Source organism: Nioella aestuarii (assembly GCF_050896395.1).
GTDB lineage: Bacteria > Pseudomonadota > Alphaproteobacteria > Rhodobacterales > Rhodobacteraceae > Nioella > Nioella aestuarii.
On sequence record NZ_JBPBBA010000007.1, the window covers coordinates 16,256 to 31,933 of the forward strand.

15 protein-coding genes are annotated in these 15,678 nt (G+C 62.4%); 6 read left to right on the forward strand and 9 right to left on the reverse strand.

Features of this window, described 5'->3' with window-relative positions:
* Positions 1 to 56: 56 nt before the first annotated feature.
* The 3 genes from ACROHD_RS06405 to ACROHD_RS06415 form a co-directional block, all read right to left on the reverse strand.
* Positions 57 to 836: an inositol monophosphatase family protein gene (locus ACROHD_RS06405; RefSeq protein ID WP_432676549.1), complete on the reverse strand. Its 780-nt coding sequence runs from the start codon at positions 834 to 836 to the stop codon at positions 57 to 59.
* On the reverse strand, positions 823 to 2,169 hold the full coding sequence (locus ACROHD_RS06410; RefSeq protein WP_432676550.1) for a TldD/PmbA family protein: 1,347 nt from the start codon (positions 2,167 to 2,169) through the stop codon (positions 823 to 825). Before ACROHD_RS06410 ends, ACROHD_RS06405 begins: the two co-directional genes overlap by 14 nt.
* Before the next feature lie 127 nt (positions 2,170 to 2,296).
* A complete protein-coding gene (locus ACROHD_RS06415; RefSeq protein WP_432676551.1) occupies positions 2,297 to 3,907 on the reverse strand; it encodes a DUF2125 domain-containing protein in 1,611 nt (536 codons plus the stop codon).
* A 115-nt stretch (positions 3,908 to 4,022) separates the two neighbouring features.
* On the opposite strand from ACROHD_RS06415, the gene ACROHD_RS06420 reads away from it, so the two are divergent.
* Both ACROHD_RS06420 and ACROHD_RS06425 read left to right on the forward strand, forming a co-directional pair.
* Positions 4,023 to 4,778: an SDR family oxidoreductase gene (locus ACROHD_RS06420; RefSeq protein WP_432676552.1), complete on the forward strand. Its 756-nt coding sequence runs from the start codon at positions 4,023 to 4,025 to the stop codon at positions 4,776 to 4,778.
* Positions 4,775 to 5,395, forward strand: a complete 621-nt coding sequence (locus tag ACROHD_RS06425) for an enoyl-CoA hydratase/isomerase family protein (RefSeq protein WP_432676553.1) — start codon at positions 4,775 to 4,777, stop codon at positions 5,393 to 5,395. The genes ACROHD_RS06420 and ACROHD_RS06425 overlap by 4 nt, the downstream gene beginning before the upstream one ends.
* Before the next feature lie 125 nt (positions 5,396 to 5,520).
* Here ACROHD_RS06425 and ACROHD_RS06430 read toward each other — a convergent pair whose 3' ends face one another.
* Entirely contained in the window at positions 5,521 to 5,826 is a 306-nt protein-coding gene (locus tag ACROHD_RS06430; RefSeq protein WP_432676554.1) for an HNH endonuclease, read from the reverse strand.
* 82 nt (positions 5,827 to 5,908) lie between these two features.
* Here ACROHD_RS06430 and ACROHD_RS06435 point away from each other — a divergent pair, with 82 nt between their 5' ends.
* Positions 5,909 to 7,069 (forward strand): TIGR03862 family flavoprotein, encoded by a 1,161-nt coding sequence (locus ACROHD_RS06435; RefSeq protein ID WP_432676692.1) that lies wholly within the window; start codon positions 5,909 to 5,911, stop codon positions 7,067 to 7,069.
* A gap of 187 nt (positions 7,070 to 7,256) precedes the next feature.
* Here the strand turns inward: ACROHD_RS06435 and ACROHD_RS06440 are convergent, their stop codons facing one another.
* Positions 7,257 to 7,847, reverse strand: coding sequence for a glutathione S-transferase family protein (locus ACROHD_RS06440; protein ID WP_432676555.1), 591 nt, complete (start codon positions 7,845 to 7,847; stop codon positions 7,257 to 7,259).
* Positions 7,848 to 8,032: 185 nt separating this feature from the next.
* Here ACROHD_RS06440 and ACROHD_RS06445 point away from each other — a divergent pair, with 185 nt between their 5' ends.
* A complete protein-coding gene (locus ACROHD_RS06445; protein WP_432676556.1) occupies positions 8,033 to 8,950 on the forward strand; it encodes a hypothetical protein in 918 nt (305 codons plus the stop codon).
* Between the two features lie 9 nt (positions 8,951 to 8,959).
* On the opposite strand, the gene holA is transcribed toward ACROHD_RS06445, so the two are convergent.
* The 4 genes from holA to ACROHD_RS06465 form a co-directional block, all read right to left on the reverse strand.
* On the reverse strand, positions 8,960 to 9,991 hold the full coding sequence (gene holA, locus ACROHD_RS06450) for a DNA polymerase III subunit delta (RefSeq protein ID WP_432676557.1): 1,032 nt from the start codon (positions 9,989 to 9,991) through the stop codon (positions 8,960 to 8,962).
* A complete protein-coding gene (gene lptE / locus ACROHD_RS06455) occupies positions 9,988 to 10,479 on the reverse strand; it encodes an LPS assembly lipoprotein LptE (protein WP_432676558.1) in 492 nt (163 codons plus the stop codon). The genes holA and lptE overlap by 4 nt, the downstream gene beginning before the upstream one ends.
* A complete protein-coding gene (gene leuS / locus ACROHD_RS06460; protein ID WP_432676559.1) occupies positions 10,466 to 13,024 on the reverse strand; it encodes a leucine--tRNA ligase in 2,559 nt (852 codons plus the stop codon). The genes lptE and leuS overlap by 14 nt, the downstream gene beginning before the upstream one ends.
* Before the next feature lie 80 nt (positions 13,025 to 13,104).
* On the reverse strand, positions 13,105 to 13,599 hold the full coding sequence (locus tag ACROHD_RS06465) for a DUF3576 domain-containing protein (protein WP_432676560.1): 495 nt from the start codon (positions 13,597 to 13,599) through the stop codon (positions 13,105 to 13,107).
* Between the two features lie 267 nt (positions 13,600 to 13,866).
* On the opposite strand from ACROHD_RS06465, the gene ACROHD_RS06470 reads away from it, so the two are divergent.
* Complete coding sequence (locus ACROHD_RS06470; protein WP_432676562.1) at positions 13,867 to 14,817, forward strand: porin; 951 nt, start codon at positions 13,867 to 13,869, stop codon at positions 14,815 to 14,817.
* Positions 14,818 to 14,892: 75 nt separating this feature from the next.
* Positions 14,893 to 15,546 carry a YggS family pyridoxal phosphate-dependent enzyme gene (locus tag ACROHD_RS06475; protein ID WP_432676563.1) on the forward strand — a complete coding sequence of 218 codons (654 nt, stop codon included), beginning with the start codon at positions 14,893 to 14,895 and terminating at the stop codon, positions 15,544 to 15,546.
* The last annotated feature ends 132 nt before the right edge of the window (positions 15,547 to 15,678 follow it).

The following is a 15,678-nucleotide window of genomic DNA, read 5'->3' on the forward strand; positions in this document are numbered from 1 at the left end:
ACCGAATACGAACGCCCGTCCGGTCCCATCCGGGCGGGTGTTTGCGTTTCAGGGGCTCAGATCGGTTGACGGCGCGCCATCAAGGCTGCGTGGATCGGCTGGTTGGCCGCAATCACGCCGGGCAGCAGCGGGTGTGGGTTGTTGAAGCTCAGTGGCCGATTGTCCCGGTCTGAAATTCGCCCCCCGGCCTCGGACACGATCAGGGCGCCCGCGGCGATATCCCATTCCCAGCTGTCGCGGAAGGTGATCATGCCATCGAAGCGGCCCTGTCCGACAAGCGCCAGCCGATAGGCAAGCGAGGGACGGAAGCTTCGGCGAACCGTGGGCACGCCCCCCGGCCAGTGATCCGGCCGGAAATTCGGACGAGAGGCCAAAACAGTGGCCTGAGGCTCTTCGCTTGTACGCGACGCCAAGAGGGGTGCGCCGTTCAGCGCCGCCCCTTTCCCGAGCTCTGCCGTGAACATCCGGTCCAGCAACGGCAGATACACCACCGCTGCCGTCACCAGCCCTTGACGGGTGATGGCAAGGGAGTGGGCGAAGTTCTTTTGCCCGTCGATGAAAGACCGCGTGCCGTCGATAGGATCGACGATGAAGACGTGATCGCGTGACAGCCGATCCGCTCCGTCCTCGGTTTCCTCGGACAGCCAGCCATAGCCGGGTCGCGCGGTGGTCAGGTTTTCACGCAGCATGGCGTCAATTTCCAGATCAGCCTCGGTCACGGGACCGTGGCCGCCCGGCTTGTCCCAGATCTGCGGATCACGTGTCCAGTGGCGTTCGGCGATCCGGCCCGCGTCCAGTGCCGCGTCGATCAGAAGGGTAAGATCAGGCCCCGGCAAGCGTCAGTCCCTCGACCAGAAGCGATGGCACAACGTGACTTAAATGCGTGCGGGCGTCATTGGCGGGCACGATTGTACGCAGCATGTCGCGCAGGTTGCCCGCGACGGTGCATTCGTTGACTGGATAGGCCAGTTCGCCGTTTTCCACCCAAAAACCGGATGCGCCACGGGAATAGTCGCCCGTGTTTGGGTTGATGGAACTGCCGATCATCGAGGTGATCAGCAGGCCGGTGCCCATGTCGCGCAGCAGATCTTCGCGGCTGGCTGTGCCCTGAGTTAGCGCAACGTTGGACACTGAGGGCGAAGGCGGAGACGAGGTGCCGCGTGCGGCGTTACCCGTCGATTGCAGGCCCAGTTTGCGGGCGGTGGCAAGGTCCAGTGTCCAGCCAGTCAGTACGCCCTGGTCGATGATGGCGCGCTCTGCCGTGGGCAGGCCCTCGGCGTCGAACGGGCGCGATCCACTGGCGCGGGGGCGCAGCGGTTGTTCAATCAGCGACAGCCCCTCAGGCAGCACCTGTTCGCCAAGCGCGTCCCGCAGCCAGGACGCGCCGCGCGCGATGGCAGAGCCGTTGGCGGCCTGTAACAGGTGCCCGATCAGCGACGAGGACACGCGTTCATCGAACAGCACCGGAAAGGCCCCGGTCGCGGGTTTACGCGCGCCTTTGCGGGCGACAGTGCGTTCGGCGGCGATGCGGCCGACCTCTGCCGGGGGTATCATGTCGGAACGGTGCATCCGCATATCGCCAAAGTAATCGCGTTCCATTCCCAGCCCTTCGCCAGTGATGGCAACACAGGACAGGCCATGATCGGTGCGCGTATAGCCGCCGGAAAAGCCGTTCGTCGCGGCGATGTGGCGGGTGCGGCGTCCATATCCGGCGCTGGTGGACTGGACCTGGCTGACGCCATCCACGGCCAGTGCAGCGGCCTCGGCTTCCAGCGCGCGGGCTTCCAGATCGGCGGGATCGGGCTCTGGTGACGGGTCGATCATATCGAGGGCCGCAATGTCCCAGCCTGAGGCCAGCTGAGAAGGTTCGGCCAAGCCGATGTTCGGATCCTCGGGTGCGAGCCGGGCCATGGCAACGGCGCGCTCTGCCATTTCCTGCATGGTTTCAGGACGGATGTCCGAGGCCGACACACAGGCTTGCCGTTGTCCCATCAGGACCCGCAGACCAATTTCCACGCCATCAGAGCGTTCGGCATGTTCCAACGCGCCATTCAGCACATCAATGGACAGCGACGTGCCCTGCACCGCAATCGCATCCGCCGCATCGGCCCCGGCCCTGCGGGCGGCGTCCAGAAGGGCATGGGCGAGGGTTTCGGGGGTCTGCGTCATGGTCCGGTCATCCTATGCAAGAACTGAGTTCCAGACCTAGTGCCCTGTTGTCAGACGCACAAGGTGGCAAGAAAAAACCCCCGGACTGCGAGAGGCAGCCCGAGGGTGGATTCTTGCAGTGTCGTGCTTATTGCAGCGGCACGCCGTTCGCGGTGATGCCTCCGCCCGGAAGGAACTCGACGGTCGAGGTGTAGCTGTCGGGGCTTGCGCCGGGGATGGCGAACATTCCCAGCATCCCGCGCGCCATGCCTGCCTGCTGCGGCGGAAGCAGACCGCCTTCGGACAGCGACTGGATCAGGGTATTCGCACCGGTCAGGCTGAGGTTCACGGCGCCAACCGGCATCGGGATCATCTGGCCAGGGGCGAAGTCGACATCGCCTGATCCGGTCAACTCTGCCCCACCAAAGGACACTTGCAGATTGTTCAGTGTCAGATCCCGCAGTTCACCCGGAGGGGCCATCATGCTTTCAGGGTCGATCATCATCAGATCGACGAACAGCTGCACGGTGCCTGACAGGTCTACGATGACCGTCGCAGGTGTGCGCGGAATGGCTTGGCCCGGGTCAACCATCGCCCAAAGCGATTCTTCCACCGCGACGCCCTGATAGGCAATCGTGGCCGAGAACGGCGACGGGGTGGCCGATTGCGCCAACGGCATGTCGATGGACAGGGCCGTGGAATCTGCCGATGCAGCAACGGGGAAGGGCATCTCATTTGTGGCGAGGTTGAGGGTCACTCCCGTGGCTGCAAGCGCATAGCGGAGGTTTTCCTCAGACACCCCGAAGCCGATCGATCCGCCAGTGTTCGACGCCGAAAAATCTACGTTCTCGTAGGTGTCCACGAACATGAAGCCAGCCGAAGCTGAGTTGTAGGTGGCATCGCCGCTGATCGAGAAGCCTGCGGGGAAGGTATCAATAGTCATCCAGTCGATGCCACGCGGCATGGTCCCGGTGCTGGTGCTTTCCATTCCTGCAAGGGCAATGGATAGGTTCAGATGTCCGTCACCACGACCGCCTGTCGGGGCTGGCAACGGGGTGGGCTGAGGCGCGGCGGGGGTCACGACCTTGCCCGGGGCGGGCATATTGGGTTGCGGGGCAGGCACCAGTTCGGGTTCTGCGCCGCTGGCGGGCTCGAACATCTCGACGTCGAAGGTCAGCCCGGAAAGTGTGCCGCTGGAGGTGAAACCGAGCATTGCAGGATTGGTGAAATCATAGGTCGCGCTGGCGCCATAGCCGTCGAGCGAGATGTTGTGGATGATTTCAGGGATCTCGGACGGATCGCCGCCGACGAAATCAATGCTTTCAACGGTTACACGTTCGAACCCGCTGTTCAGCGTCATCATTTCCGGGCTGCCCGTGGCAAAGCCGCCGAGACCCTGAAGGCTGAGCTGAATGTTCACGGCATCCGGCGCGTCCGCATCGTCAAAACCGGTGATGGAATACGTCATGGAATCAGCTGCTGAAATGATGACGGATCCGTCGGCCTGGTTGGTCAGCGTGACCTGCGGGATGGTGCCGGAAACTGACACGTCTTCAATCATCATGGTGCTGGTGATGTTGGTCAGCGTCAGGCCGCTGCCATTGGGGGTTGCCTGCGCTGTCAGGGTGTAGCCGAATTCGGTGGCCTGTTCCTGCCAGATCGCCCAAAGCTGTTCGGCATTGATGTCGGCCATGGCGGGGGTGGCTGCCAGCAACGCGGCGGTAGACAAGCTGAGCGAAAGGGATTTCATCTTTGACATAACGACCTTCCAAATGTGAATTGCTGATAAGAATGTCCGCCTCGCAAGGGCGGGCGTCAAGGTCTGGATATGACGACCTTGGATTTCAACGGTTTTTCGGCGGGAGATTGCGGATATGGGCAGTTTAGACGGCAAGGTGGCAATGATTACCGGGGCAAGCCGAGGGATCGGCGAAGCAGCTGCGCGGCTTTTCGCGGAAGAGGGCGCCAAAGTCTGCCTGCTGGCGCGATCTCGTGACGAGATTGCTCAGATCGCAGGTGAGATTGGCGAGGCGGCCCTGGCCATTCCCTGCGATGTGAGCCGCTACTGGCAGGTCGAGGCCGCTGTGAATGCCTGTGTCGAGGCGTTCGGCGGGCTTGATATCCTGATCAACAATGCAGGTGTGATTGAGCCCATCTCTGACATGATGGGCTCTGACCCCGATGCGTGGGGGCATGTCATAGATATCAACCTCAAGGGCGTTTACTACGGGATGCGCGCCGCAATGCCGGTGATGGTTGCGGGTGGTGGCGGGTCCATCCTGACCATCAGTTCAGGTGCCGCTCACAACGCGTTGGACGGGTGGAGCCATTATTGCACGTCGAAAGCTGGCGTCGCGATGTTGACCAAATGCGCCCATAAGGAAGGGGCGGCGCAAGGTATACGGGCCATCGGCTTGTCACCGGGCACGGTTGCGACCCAGATGCAGCGAGAAATCAAGGCCAGTGGTGTCAACCCGGTCAGCGAGCTGAACTGGGAGGATCACATCCCCGCGGATTGGCCTGCAAAGTGCCTTTTGTGGATGTGCGGATCTGATGCAGACGCATTCATGGGCGAAGAGATATCCCTGCGTGATGATAGCATTCGCCGCCGGATCGGGGTGATCGCGTGATTGATCTGACCAAGGACGGCGGGCTGTGGACCATCACGCTGAACCGGCCTGACAAGGCCAACTCCCTGACTGCCGAGATGCTGGAGCGGTTGGCGGAGATCGCCGAAGAAGGTGCTGGAGACGACAGGTTGCGGGCCCTTGTGCTGACCGGCGCAGGCGACCGGGTGTTTTCAGCAGGTGCCGATCTGGACGCGGCAAAGGCGGGGTTGGCCGTGTCACCACTTTGGGAAAGAGTGTCAAGTGCGATCGCTGCTCTGCCCTGTGTGACCATCGCTGCCTTGAACGGAACGCTCGCGGGTGGGGCTTTTGGCATGGCGCTGGCCTGCGACATTCGCATTGCGGTGCCGGGGGCGAAGTTCTTTTACCCGGTGGCGCGGCTTGGTTATTTGCCGCAGCCCTCCGATCCTGGGCGCCTTGTGTCGCTGTTGGGGCCCGCGCGCGCCAAGATGATCCTATTGGCCAGCCAGAAGATCGGGGCGGAAGAGGCGCTTTCATGGGGTCTGGTCGAGCGTGTGGTGCCGGCGGAAGACCTGATCGGGGTGGCTCGGGATCTGGCACAGGCGTCGTTGGAGGGAAAACCGGACGTTTTGCGCCAGATCAAAGCGATGTGTGGATGATCTGACCGGTTTCGCCGCCTTCGGCGTCGACCCGCGCGGCCCGTTCCGGGCCGCGAAGGAGGGTTCTGGCCCTGTCGCCAGGCGGCACGTCTCAGAGGAGACCATGCCATGACGAAAGGGTGAGCCTATCGTCGTTTCCAACCACGCCTGGCGCCGGGGGTCTTGGAGTGGAAGTCGGCGGGGCGTTTCCGGACCCAGGCAATGAAGTTCTGCAATCTTGGATGAGCCTTGAGCGCCTCGATCGTGTTGAACTCGCGCGCGAGGTCCGTTTCCGAGAGGGTTGCGTGAATCTCGTTATGGCAGATCTGGTGGAGCAGGACCGTGGGCCCACCTTTGCCGCCACGCAGGCGGGGGATCAGGTGATGGAGACTTTGCCTTGCCCGAGGCGGGATCGGGCGGCCGCAGAGGGGGCAGATCGGGTGGTCATCCATGTCTGTTGTGGTCCTGCGCTGCGCCGCCCTTTAGGATGGTGCAAAATCAGGGCGAGGCAAGGGGCGGATGCAGGCTGAGAGACTGGACGCAGTTGTGATCGGAGCGGGGCCAGCGGGGCTGATGGCCGCCGAAGCGATGGCGCGCTCTGGCCGGTCCGTTGTGGTGATGGAGGCCAAACCATCCGCGGGGCGCAAGTTGCTTATGGCGGGAAAGTCGGGGCTGAACCTGACCAAGGATGAACCGATTGATCGGTTCCTAGAAGCCTATGGCGAGGCTGCCGATTGGCTGGATCCGATGCTGCGGGCATTTGGGCCGGACGCCGTGAAAGACTGGGCCGAGGGGCTGGAGCAGCCCGTTTTTACCGGATCGTCGGGGCGGGTCTTCCCGAAGGCGATGAAGGCATCGCCATTGTTACGGGGACTGCTTGGGCGGATTGGTGCGCAAATGCGACTCAGGTGGCGCTGGACAGGCTTCGCAGATAATGCCCTGAGTTTCGACACGCCACAGGGGGAACGGCGGGTTCAGGCCGCGGTCACGGTGCTTGCGCTTGGTGGCGGGTCCTGGGCACGGCTTGGGTCGGATGCGGCCTGGGTGCCCTGGCTGAAAGAGGCAGGCGCAGAGATTGCGCCGATTGTCCCGGCGAATATGGGGTTCCAGGTGGCGTGGTCCCCGCATATGGCGCGCTGGTTCGGGGCACCGGTTAAGGGCTGTGCCCTGTCCGCCGGGACTCGGAGCGTTCGGGCAGAGTTCGTCATATCCGCGCGTGGCGTGGAAGGTGGCGGGATCTATGCACTTTACCGGGAACTGCGCGAAGGCGCGGCGCTGGTCCTGGATCTATTCCCGAATCTGTCCGAGGACGCGCTGGCGGACCGTTTGGCCCGCCCAAGAGGAAAGGCAAGCCTGACCAACCAACTGCGCAAGGCTCTCGGCTTGGAAGGCGCGCGGATGGCGTTGGTGAATGAGCTGGCACGCCCCCTCCCCGAAGGGGAAGCTCTGGCCTTGCGGCTGAAGGGCCTGGAGCTGCCGCTGGCGGGTCCGAGGCCTTTGGACGAGGCGATTTCCACGGGTGGTGGGGTGACGCGGGCTGCGGTGGATGACGGTTTGATGCTGCGGGCCGTCCCAGGGATCTTCGTGGCCGGAGAGATGCTGGATTGGGAGGCGCCCACTGGCGGCTATCTGCTGACTGGATGCCTGGCGACAGGGTTGTGGGCTGGGCAACATGCAGGAGCGTGGCGCGGATGATTGCGCTCCGGGCCAAGCCCGGATCGCGGCGAGAGCGGCCCGCGTCAAGCCCCTCCGGGGCCCTCCTTGGACCGCGTTGCCACGGAAGGCCGCACGGGCTGTTCCTGACATTCCACGATTCACTGGCGGCGCTGTAGGTACGCCTCCGGCGGGAGTATTTGGGCCAAGAAGAAGGAGCTGGCGCGCGTCAGGCGGCCGCGGCTTTCTTGTAGGCGGGGCGGTCGAACATCATCGCGCCAAACGCATGGATTCGGTCATCGACGACGGGGAATTTTGCGCCAACAGCCCATCTCAGACAATGAGCCAGCAGGATATCGGCAATCGTCATGGTCTCACCCATCAGGAAGGGGCCGGTTTCGGACATGCGCGGCAGCAAGCGGCGCTGGCTCTGCTCGAACTCCCACTTCAGGCTGTCCTTGATCGCGGGCAACCGGTGTTCTTCGGGCAGGACGAAGCTGTGCCGGGCTGCCATCCACAGGATCTGGTCAAATTCTTCGTTCACGAAATGGGTGAGCGCATCCTGGTGGGCGCGGTCGATGGTGCCGGGCGCGAAGGTCAGCGCCGCGTGGCGGTCGGCCAGATAGGTCATGATGGCGAGTGAATCGGTGATCGGGACACCGTCAGCGATCAGAACCGGCACCTTGCCTGCAGGGTTCACGGCAATGACGGACGGATCGCGGGGCGGGGCTTGGACATGGTCGTAGTCGAGCCCCAGTTCCTCAAGCGTCCACAGCACGCGCAGGGTGCGGGTCTGGGTTTTGCCAATCACTTTGTACATGGGTCGAGCTCCTGATGCGTCGGCGCAGGCTTGCACGGGACGGCGGGGGCGTCCAGAGGCGTGGGGCTGGCGGTTTGTTTGTGCTAGTCTGGTGTTGGGATCAATCGCGCGGGAGATATCCGATGCATCGCTGGTCACGGCACCTACGGCTCGCTTCGGTGTTTGCTTTGGCCTCGGCGACTCCAATGTTGGCCCAGACACCGCCCGGGGCGACAGATATTCCGGAATGGCTGCAGCAGCATGTGGGCACGGGTGAGGGACAGATCGCTCTTGTGGTTCTGCAAAGAGCGCGAGAACTGTATCAGGAGCAGGTTCACGAAGTCGGACTGACAAACCCCTGTTACCTTGCAATGGATGCAACGCGCCCGAGCACATCATCCATCGGTGAACCCGGGGAACGCTTCTATATCATTTGCGAGGCTGAGGAGTCGTTCCGCGCAGTGTCGTCAGGCTATGGAAGCGGCCGTGATCTGCCGCAGGCAAACTTCCGCAATGGACGGGAATGCGCGCGGCATTTCAGCAACGCAGAGGGATCTAACCTGACCATGGGCGGGGCCTATGTGACGGCAGAGACGCGGACCTCCTTCAAGGGGTATTTCAGCGATTCCGATGACAGGGTGCCGTTTGAGCGAACCTTTCTTCTGTTCGATGGCATGGGCGAAACCGACAATGCGCGAGAGAGGGAAATCGGCGGTCACGTCGCGATGTTCCTGCGCTGGCAGTGCCGCTACAGTGACCCTGAAAGCCCTTTCGCGGACGAAGATGGCTATGTCCCGTTCGGGCAGCTGATCAACTATGATGGGGGGCGGAGCAATGGTTGCACGACCTGGTCGGAGGAGGTGGCTGGCGACATCATTTCGTTGGTCGAGGGGGATCCGACAACGCTCTACATCTACCCGGAATCCGGCGACATCAATGCGGTGGCGGATGCCGTGCACGGGCAGCGGAGCCTTTCTGAGGAGGGGCTTTATTGGAACGCGACCTGCCTGGAGGAGATCGAGACACCAATGTTCTGGACGCGGGAAACCCTTCGTCCGATCATTGACGAGTGGCGGGATTCCCTGCCGGAACAACCGCCACTCGAATTGCCGATCTGCCGCTGACCGATTGTCCTAGCGCATCCGTGACGCAACCGTCGCCAGCCGGATCAGCACCCGTTCCAACAGGGCGTCCTGCGGGGCGTGCTGGCTTGATCGCAGGGTCAGGTCCAGCTCGATCAGCGCCTGAAGCGCCTGTTCCAGACGGTCCGATCCCCACATGCTTGCCTGACGGATCATCTTGTCGCGGCGTGGACCAAAGACGGGGGGGCGTAGGGCGCCCACGCCGGCAGAGGCCCCGCCGGGGTGGATTGCAGCGGCGTGGAGGGTGCGGAAATGGCGCAGGGCCATGATGGTCAGTGTCACAGGGGCAACGCCCTGACCCGTCAGTTTCTGCATCAACGCGCCGATCTGGGCGATCTGGCCTTCGGCTGCAGCGTGGATGATGTCGTCCATCCCGGCCTCGATCGTGGCGGGTGCACAGGCGGTCACATCGGCCACACTGACCGGGGTGGGATCGCCGATCTTGTAGAGCGCCAGTTTTTCAACAGTCTGACGGAAATCGCCGGGGTCGAGCTGCATGGCCAATGCGGTGAGCTGAGCGGAGGCATCGCGGTCAAGCTGGGTGACGCCGGATTTGGCCAGAGTTTCCTCGATCTCGGCGCGGCTTGGCGGATCATCGTAGATGCCGACGCAATAGGCTTGCTTGTGGCCTTCAAACAGCTTGCGCAGGGCAGATTTGGCTGGCAAGGCGCGCGGGGCGGTCACTATGATCTGAGCGTCGCCCGGCTGCCAGTCTTTCAGTGCCTCGGCTATGACGGGGGCAAGCCCGTCCGCCGCGTCCTCGACAAAGGCCACACGCGGGCCGGGGAAGAAGCCAACCGCCTTCACCGCATCCAGCAGCAGCGCCTTTTCACTGCGCAGCTCACTGGCGGAAATGCGGGACAGGCGCATTTCCTCTTCCGCGCCGGGGCCAAGCAGTTTGGCAATCACATCCTGCCGCTTGATGGCCACGCGCATCGCGTCGGCCCCGAAGATCAGAAGCCCGGCGGCAGATTGGTCGGGATTGGCGAAATAAGCGCTGGCGTCGCGGGCCGAAAGCTTCATGACCAGCGCAGCGAGGAGGCCAGCAGGCGCGACATGACCTGATCGGCCAGCGCGATCATCAGCCGGTCTTGCGCATCGCGGCGGGCGGCGGCGGTGGCGACGGCGGTCGAGGTGGTGGAATAGGCGGTGAAAGTCGAAACCGAATCGGCCAGCACTTCCGTGTCTGTTGCGGTTTCGGTCAGGGTGAACCGGACCGTGCCTGCGATATTGATGCGGGTGATGTCGTTGGTTCCGGTGATGGCGAGGTCCGTTTCCGACGTTTCGATCGTGTAGCCGAGCAGATATGTTTCGGCCTCTGGCAGCCCGAGACGTTCCTCCAGCCGGGATACCAGTTGAAATCCGAGCCGTGTGTCCGGGGCAGCGACCAGCACCTGCCCGCGCAACACCTGACCCGCCCCGCCCGGCGCATAGACCGGCGCAAAGCCGCAGCCTGCAAGCGGGGCTACGGCCAGAAGGGACAGGAAATGGCGGCGGTCAGATGACGACATTGACGATACGGCCCGGAACGACGATCAGTTTCTTGGGCTGACCACCGGCCAGCGCCTTGACCACAGCGTCGTCTGCCAGCGCGATCTTTTCAACCTCTTCCTTCGCCATATCCTTGGGCACGGTGATTTCCGAGCGGCGTTTGCCGTTGATCTGGATGGGCAGGGTCACGGTGTTTTCCACCAGCATCGCCTCATCCGCCACCGGCCAGGGCGCGTCGGCCAGCAGGCCCTCGCCACCCTGATGGGCCCAGATTTCTTCCGCAAGATGCGGGGTCATGGGCGACATCAGCTGTGCCAGCGTCATGATGGCCTGTTTCTGCGCCGCCGCGCCTGCCTTGGATCTGGCCAGCGTGTTGGTGAAGGCATAAAGCCGGGCAATCGCCGCGTTGAAGCCGAAGCTTTCAATGCCGAGCGTCACGTCGCGAATTGCCTTATGCATCTCGCGCAGCAGGTCTTCGTCGCCTTCGCCTTTTGCATTGGGGTCCATCGCGGCGATGCGGTCACACAGGGTCCAGACCCGGCCAATATGCCTGTGCGCGGCCTCGGCCCCGGCGGCGGTCCATTCCACGTCGCGTTCCGGCGGGGAATCGGACAGCACGAACCAACGCGCGGTGTCGGCACCGTAGTCTGCGATGATGTTCATCGGGTCGACGACGTTGTTCTTGGATTTGGACATTTTGGCAGAGGGGATGATTTCCACCTCGGTGCCATCCTTCAGGAAGCCCTTGCCGTCGCGCAGATCCACCTCCTCGGGGTAATGGTAAACGGGGCGGCCTTTCGCATCGCGGGTCTGGAAGATCGCGTGCGTGACCATCCCTTGCGTGAAGAGCGCATCGAACGGCTCCTTGGATTTCTCCGGCAGGTGGCCGCAGATGTGCATGGCCCGGGCGAAGAAGCGGGAATAAAGCAGGTGCAAAATCGCGTGCTCGATGCCGCCGATATACTGGTCAACATTCATCCAGTATTCGGCCTCGGCCATATCCGTGGGCGTCGTGGCGCGCGGTGCGGTGAAGCGGGCGAAATACCAGGACGAATCGACAAAGGTATCCATCGTGTCGGTTTCGCGTTTCGCAGGCGCACCGCAGGACGGGCAGGTGCAGTCGCGCCATGTGGGGTGACGGTCCAGCGGGTTGCCGGGAATGTCGAAGCTGACATCCTCGGGCAGCTCAATGGGCAGGTTTTCCTTTTTCTCGGGCACCACGCCGCAGGCATCGCAATGCACCACGGGAATCGGGCAACCCCAATAGCGCTGACGGCTGAGGCCCCAATCGCGCAGGCGGAACTTGGTGACGCCGGTGCCAAGGCCCTTGGCTTCCATCCAATCAATTGTGGTGTCGATGGCCTCCTGCCCCTTGGCCTCATCCAGCCCGGCGAAATGGTCAATCCATTTCACTTTCTCGGTCTTCGGCGGCACGAAGGCCTCTTTCTCGACCGGCGCGGGATCATCCAGCGCCACGAAAGTATCAATCACCGGCAAGTCATACTTGCGGCAGAAATCGAGGTCGCGCTGGTCATGCGCCGGGCAGGCGAAGATCGCGCCGGTCCCGTAATCCATCAGGATGAAGTTGGCGACCCAAACCGGAATCTCCCAGTCCGGGTTCAGCGGATGGCGCACACGCAGCCCGGTATCGGCCCCCAGTTTTTCCGCCTTTTCAATGGCTTCTTCCGTGGTGCCGCCCTTGCGCATCTCGGCCACCTTGGCGGCGAGATCGGGGTTCTCGGCCTCCAGCGCCTTGGTCAGCGGGTGGTCGGGGGAGATGCCCAGGAAGGACGCGCCCATCAGCGTATCGGGGCGTGTGGTGTAGACCTCCAGCGACTCGATGCCATGGGAAGGCTCGGTCAGCGCCCACGAGAATTGCAGACCGCGCGATCTGCCGATCCAGTTTTCTTGCATCAGCCGTACCTTGGCGGGCCAGTCATCCAGAGTATCGAGCGCGTCGAGCAACTCGCCCGAGAAATCGGAGATCTTGAAGAACCACTGGGTCAGCTCTCGCCGTTCAACCAGCGCGCCAGACCGCCAGCCACGCCCATCCTCGACCTGTTCATTGGCCAGAACGGTCATGTCCACCGGATCCCAGTTGACGATGGCGTTCTTGCGGTAGACCAGACCCTTTTCGAGGAAATCGAGGAACAGCGCCTGCTGCTGGCCGTAATATTCCGGGTCGCAGGTGGCGAACATGCGCGACCAGTCGATACCGAAGCCGAGCGGCTTCATCTGCTCGACCATCGTGTCGATATTCTCATAGGTCCATGTCTTGGGGTGCCCGCCCGAGGCCATGGCGGCATTCTCAGCAGGCATCCCGAAGGCGTCGAACCCCATGGGATGCAGCACGTTGTGACCCGTGGATTTCTTGTAGCGCGCGATGACGTCACCCATCGTGTAATTGCGCACATGGCCGATATGGATGCGGCCCGACGGGTAGGGGAACATCTCCAGCACGTAGTACTTCGGCTTCGTCTCATCGCGTTTGGCGAGGAACGTGCCGGACTTATCCCAGGCGGATTGCCATTTCGGTTCGATCACACTGGGGTCGTAGCGGGCCATGTGCTGTCCTTGTCGTCTGTCATACGAAAACGCCGGGCACGAGGGCCCGGCGTGTGTTTAGAAGTGTTGCGGAGCAGAATCTAGAGGTCACCTTCGCGGATACGGATCTGGCGCGCACGGGTCAGAATCGCGTCTTCCACTGCGCGCTGCGTCTCCCGGCTGACCGGACCGCCGCGCGACTGCAGGGCAACACGCAAGCTGCGGGCATCCAGCGCGGGATCTGTGACATATACTGTCGCGCGATAGGCGGTTCCGCCACCCGGGGGCGTGCCGTATCCAAATACAATGACACCCGAGAAGGGGTCGGCCGCTTCGATCGGCATGAAATCAAGAATTTCCAGCGAGGCGTTCCACAGGTAACGGTTCACCTCAACAGTCACGTTCGGGTCGTCATTGTTTGAGAACAGATCCCAGATCGTGTTGCGGTTCGGGTCTGGAAGCGCCCCGCCCTGAATGAGTTGCGCGCGGGTCTCGTCGCTCATTTCATTATTCAGCCCGCCGAAACGACCACCGCAAGCTGTCAGCGCCGTGAGCGCAAGCAATATCACCAAGATTTTGCTAAAACGTCCGATCATTATGCGCTCCCGTCCCGTTTATTTCCGGAATATTGTCGTAAATCCGCTTGGCCCTTGGTATCGCAGGGCCAATAGCGCGGCAAGTGTCTTAAAAGCCGTGCGCCCAAGCGATCCGCCCCGTCACTGTGGCATGTCTGCACCATCACCGGGCCAAGATACCAGTTCCTCGACGCGCTTTCTTGCATTCAGACCGCCGAAAGTTGAGAGAGAGGTATACCCAACGCGGATTCCCCGGTTGGGGAGATTTTATCAAACGAGGGAAAAACCATGAAAAAGGTTCTCTTCGCAACGACTGCACTCGTCGCCACCGCGGGCGTCGCAGCTGCAGACGTTACCGTTTCCGGTTACGCGGAAATGGGTCTTGTTGGCGGCGACATGATGGAAACCAACTTCCATCAGGACATCGAAGTCACATTCACCATGTCCGGAACCACCGACAACGGCCTGAGCTTCGGCGCATCCGTTCAGCTTGACGAAGGCGGCACCGCCGGCGCTGGCACCGTGACCTCCGATGATCAAGGCTACGCCGTGTTCATCTCCGGCAACTTCGGCACCCTGACCATGGGTGACACCGACGGCGCACTGGACTGGGCCCTGACCGAAGCCGGCAACATCGGCAACCCCGGCTCGTTGGCGGATGACGAAACCGGCCACGGCGGCTACAACGGTTCGTACGGCGAAGGCACCTCTGACGGTCAGGTTCTGCGTTACGACTACTCCTTCGGCGATTTCGCATTCGCGGTCTCCATGGAGCAGGACACCGTTGGTGGTGGTTCCGCAACCGCCGCTGAAGCTGGCGACACCAACGGCAACGTTGCCCTGGGTCTGCGTTACTCCACCTCCGCTGGTGGTGTGGACCTGAGCCTCGGCCTCGGCTACCAGTCGACCGACTTCGGCTCCCCGAACGACCAGACCGTCGTTGGTGCATCGGTTGTTGCTTCCTTCATGGGCGGCTTCTCCGCAGGCATCCAGTACAGCGACTGGTCCGACGTGGGCGGTGTTGCCGGCGCAGACAACTCGCACCTCGGCATCGGCCTCGGCTACTCCTCCGGCGCGATCTCGCTGCACGCCAACTACGGCGAATTCGACACCGGCGCATCCGGCTTCGGTGTTGCAGCAGCCTACGACCTGGGTGGCGGCGCTGGCCTGCACCTCGGCTACGGCTCGACCGACGGTGGCGCAGACACCTGGTCGCTCGGCCTGGCAATGTCCTTCTAATCCAACCGGATTATTTGGTAGGGAAGAGCGGGCTTTATGCCCGCTCTTTTCTTTTGTGCAGAAGGACAGTCATCCATGGCACTTGCAGAGATATCCAAAGCCATCACGCAGGCCGAAACCGCCGCAGGGCGGGTGCCCGGATCTGTTCGTCTGATCGCAGTGTCCAAAGTTCAGCCGCTGGAACGGGTTGAAGCAGTTTTGCAGGAAGGGCATCGCCTGTTCGGGGAGAACCGCGTTCAGGAAGCGGCCGGGAAGTGGCCGGATCTCAAGCAACGGTTCGATGGGGTCGCGGTGCATCTGATTGGTCCCCTGCAAACCAACAAGGCACGGCAGGCGATGGAGTTGTTCGATGCCATCCACACGTTGGACCGGCCCAAGCTGGCCACAACGCTGGCGCGTTTGGCGCAAGAGATGGGCCATTGCCCCGATCTGATGATTCAAGTGAATACCGGCGAGGAGCCGCAGAAGGCCGGTGTGTTGCCGCGGGATGCGGATCACTTCATTTCCGAGGTGCGCGCAATGGATTTGCCGGTGAAAGGGCTGATGTGCATTCCGCCGGTCGAAGAGGAACCCGCGCTGCATTTCGCGCTATTGGCGAAGATTGCAGAGCGCAATGGTTTGGCTGAGCTGTCCATGGGGATGAGCGCGGATTTCGAGACAGCGATTGCCTTGGGCGCAACCTGTGTGCGTGTGGGATCAGCGATTTTTGGAGATCGCGTTTCCGGCTGATAGTGGTTTCGCCACCTGCCGGTGTCGACTCGGAGGCGGTCCTCGTCAGGCTCCTGTGGAGCCCTCCTCGAACCGCATTGCCATGATAGAGTTCCATCCGCAGTGTTACGGCGTCTCTGCTACGCGCGAAGC

What these genes read in the sequence shown, in the direction of transcription:
- ACROHD_RS06410 (WP_432676550.1), bottom strand. Translation starts at nt 2,169, where the DNA reads ATGACGCAGACCCCCGAAACCCTCGCCCATGCCCTTCTGGACGCCGCC.
- ACROHD_RS06415 (WP_432676551.1), bottom strand. Translation starts at nt 3,907, where the DNA reads ATGTCAAAGATGAAATCCCTTTCGCTCAGCTTGTCTACCGCCGCGTTG.
- ACROHD_RS06420 (WP_432676552.1), top strand. Translation starts at nt 4,023, where the DNA reads ATGGGCAGTTTAGACGGCAAGGTGGCAATGATTACCGGGGCAAGCCGA.
- ACROHD_RS06430 (WP_432676554.1), bottom strand. Translation starts at nt 5,826, where the DNA reads ATGGATGACCACCCGATCTGCCCCCTCTGCGGCCGCCCGATCCCGCCT.
- ACROHD_RS06440 (WP_432676555.1), bottom strand. Translation starts at nt 7,847, where the DNA reads ATGTACAAAGTGATTGGCAAAACCCAGACCCGCACCCTGCGCGTGCTG.
- ACROHD_RS06445 (WP_432676556.1), top strand. Translation starts at nt 8,033, where the DNA reads ATGTTGGCCCAGACACCGCCCGGGGCGACAGATATTCCGGAATGGCTG.
- holA (WP_432676557.1), bottom strand. Translation starts at nt 9,991, where the DNA reads ATGAAGCTTTCGGCCCGCGACGCCAGCGCTTATTTCGCCAATCCCGAC.
- lptE (WP_432676558.1), bottom strand. Translation starts at nt 10,479, where the DNA reads ATGTCGTCATCTGACCGCCGCCATTTCCTGTCCCTTCTGGCCGTAGCC.
- leuS (WP_432676559.1), bottom strand. Translation starts at nt 13,024, where the DNA reads ATGGCCCGCTACGACCCCAGTGTGATCGAACCGAAATGGCAATCCGCC.
- ACROHD_RS06465 (WP_432676560.1), bottom strand. Translation starts at nt 13,599, where the DNA reads ATGATCGGACGTTTTAGCAAAATCTTGGTGATATTGCTTGCGCTCACG.
- ACROHD_RS06470 (WP_432676562.1), top strand. Translation starts at nt 13,867, where the DNA reads ATGAAAAAGGTTCTCTTCGCAACGACTGCACTCGTCGCCACCGCGGGC.
- ACROHD_RS06475 (WP_432676563.1), top strand. Translation starts at nt 14,893, where the DNA reads ATGGCACTTGCAGAGATATCCAAAGCCATCACGCAGGCCGAAACCGCC.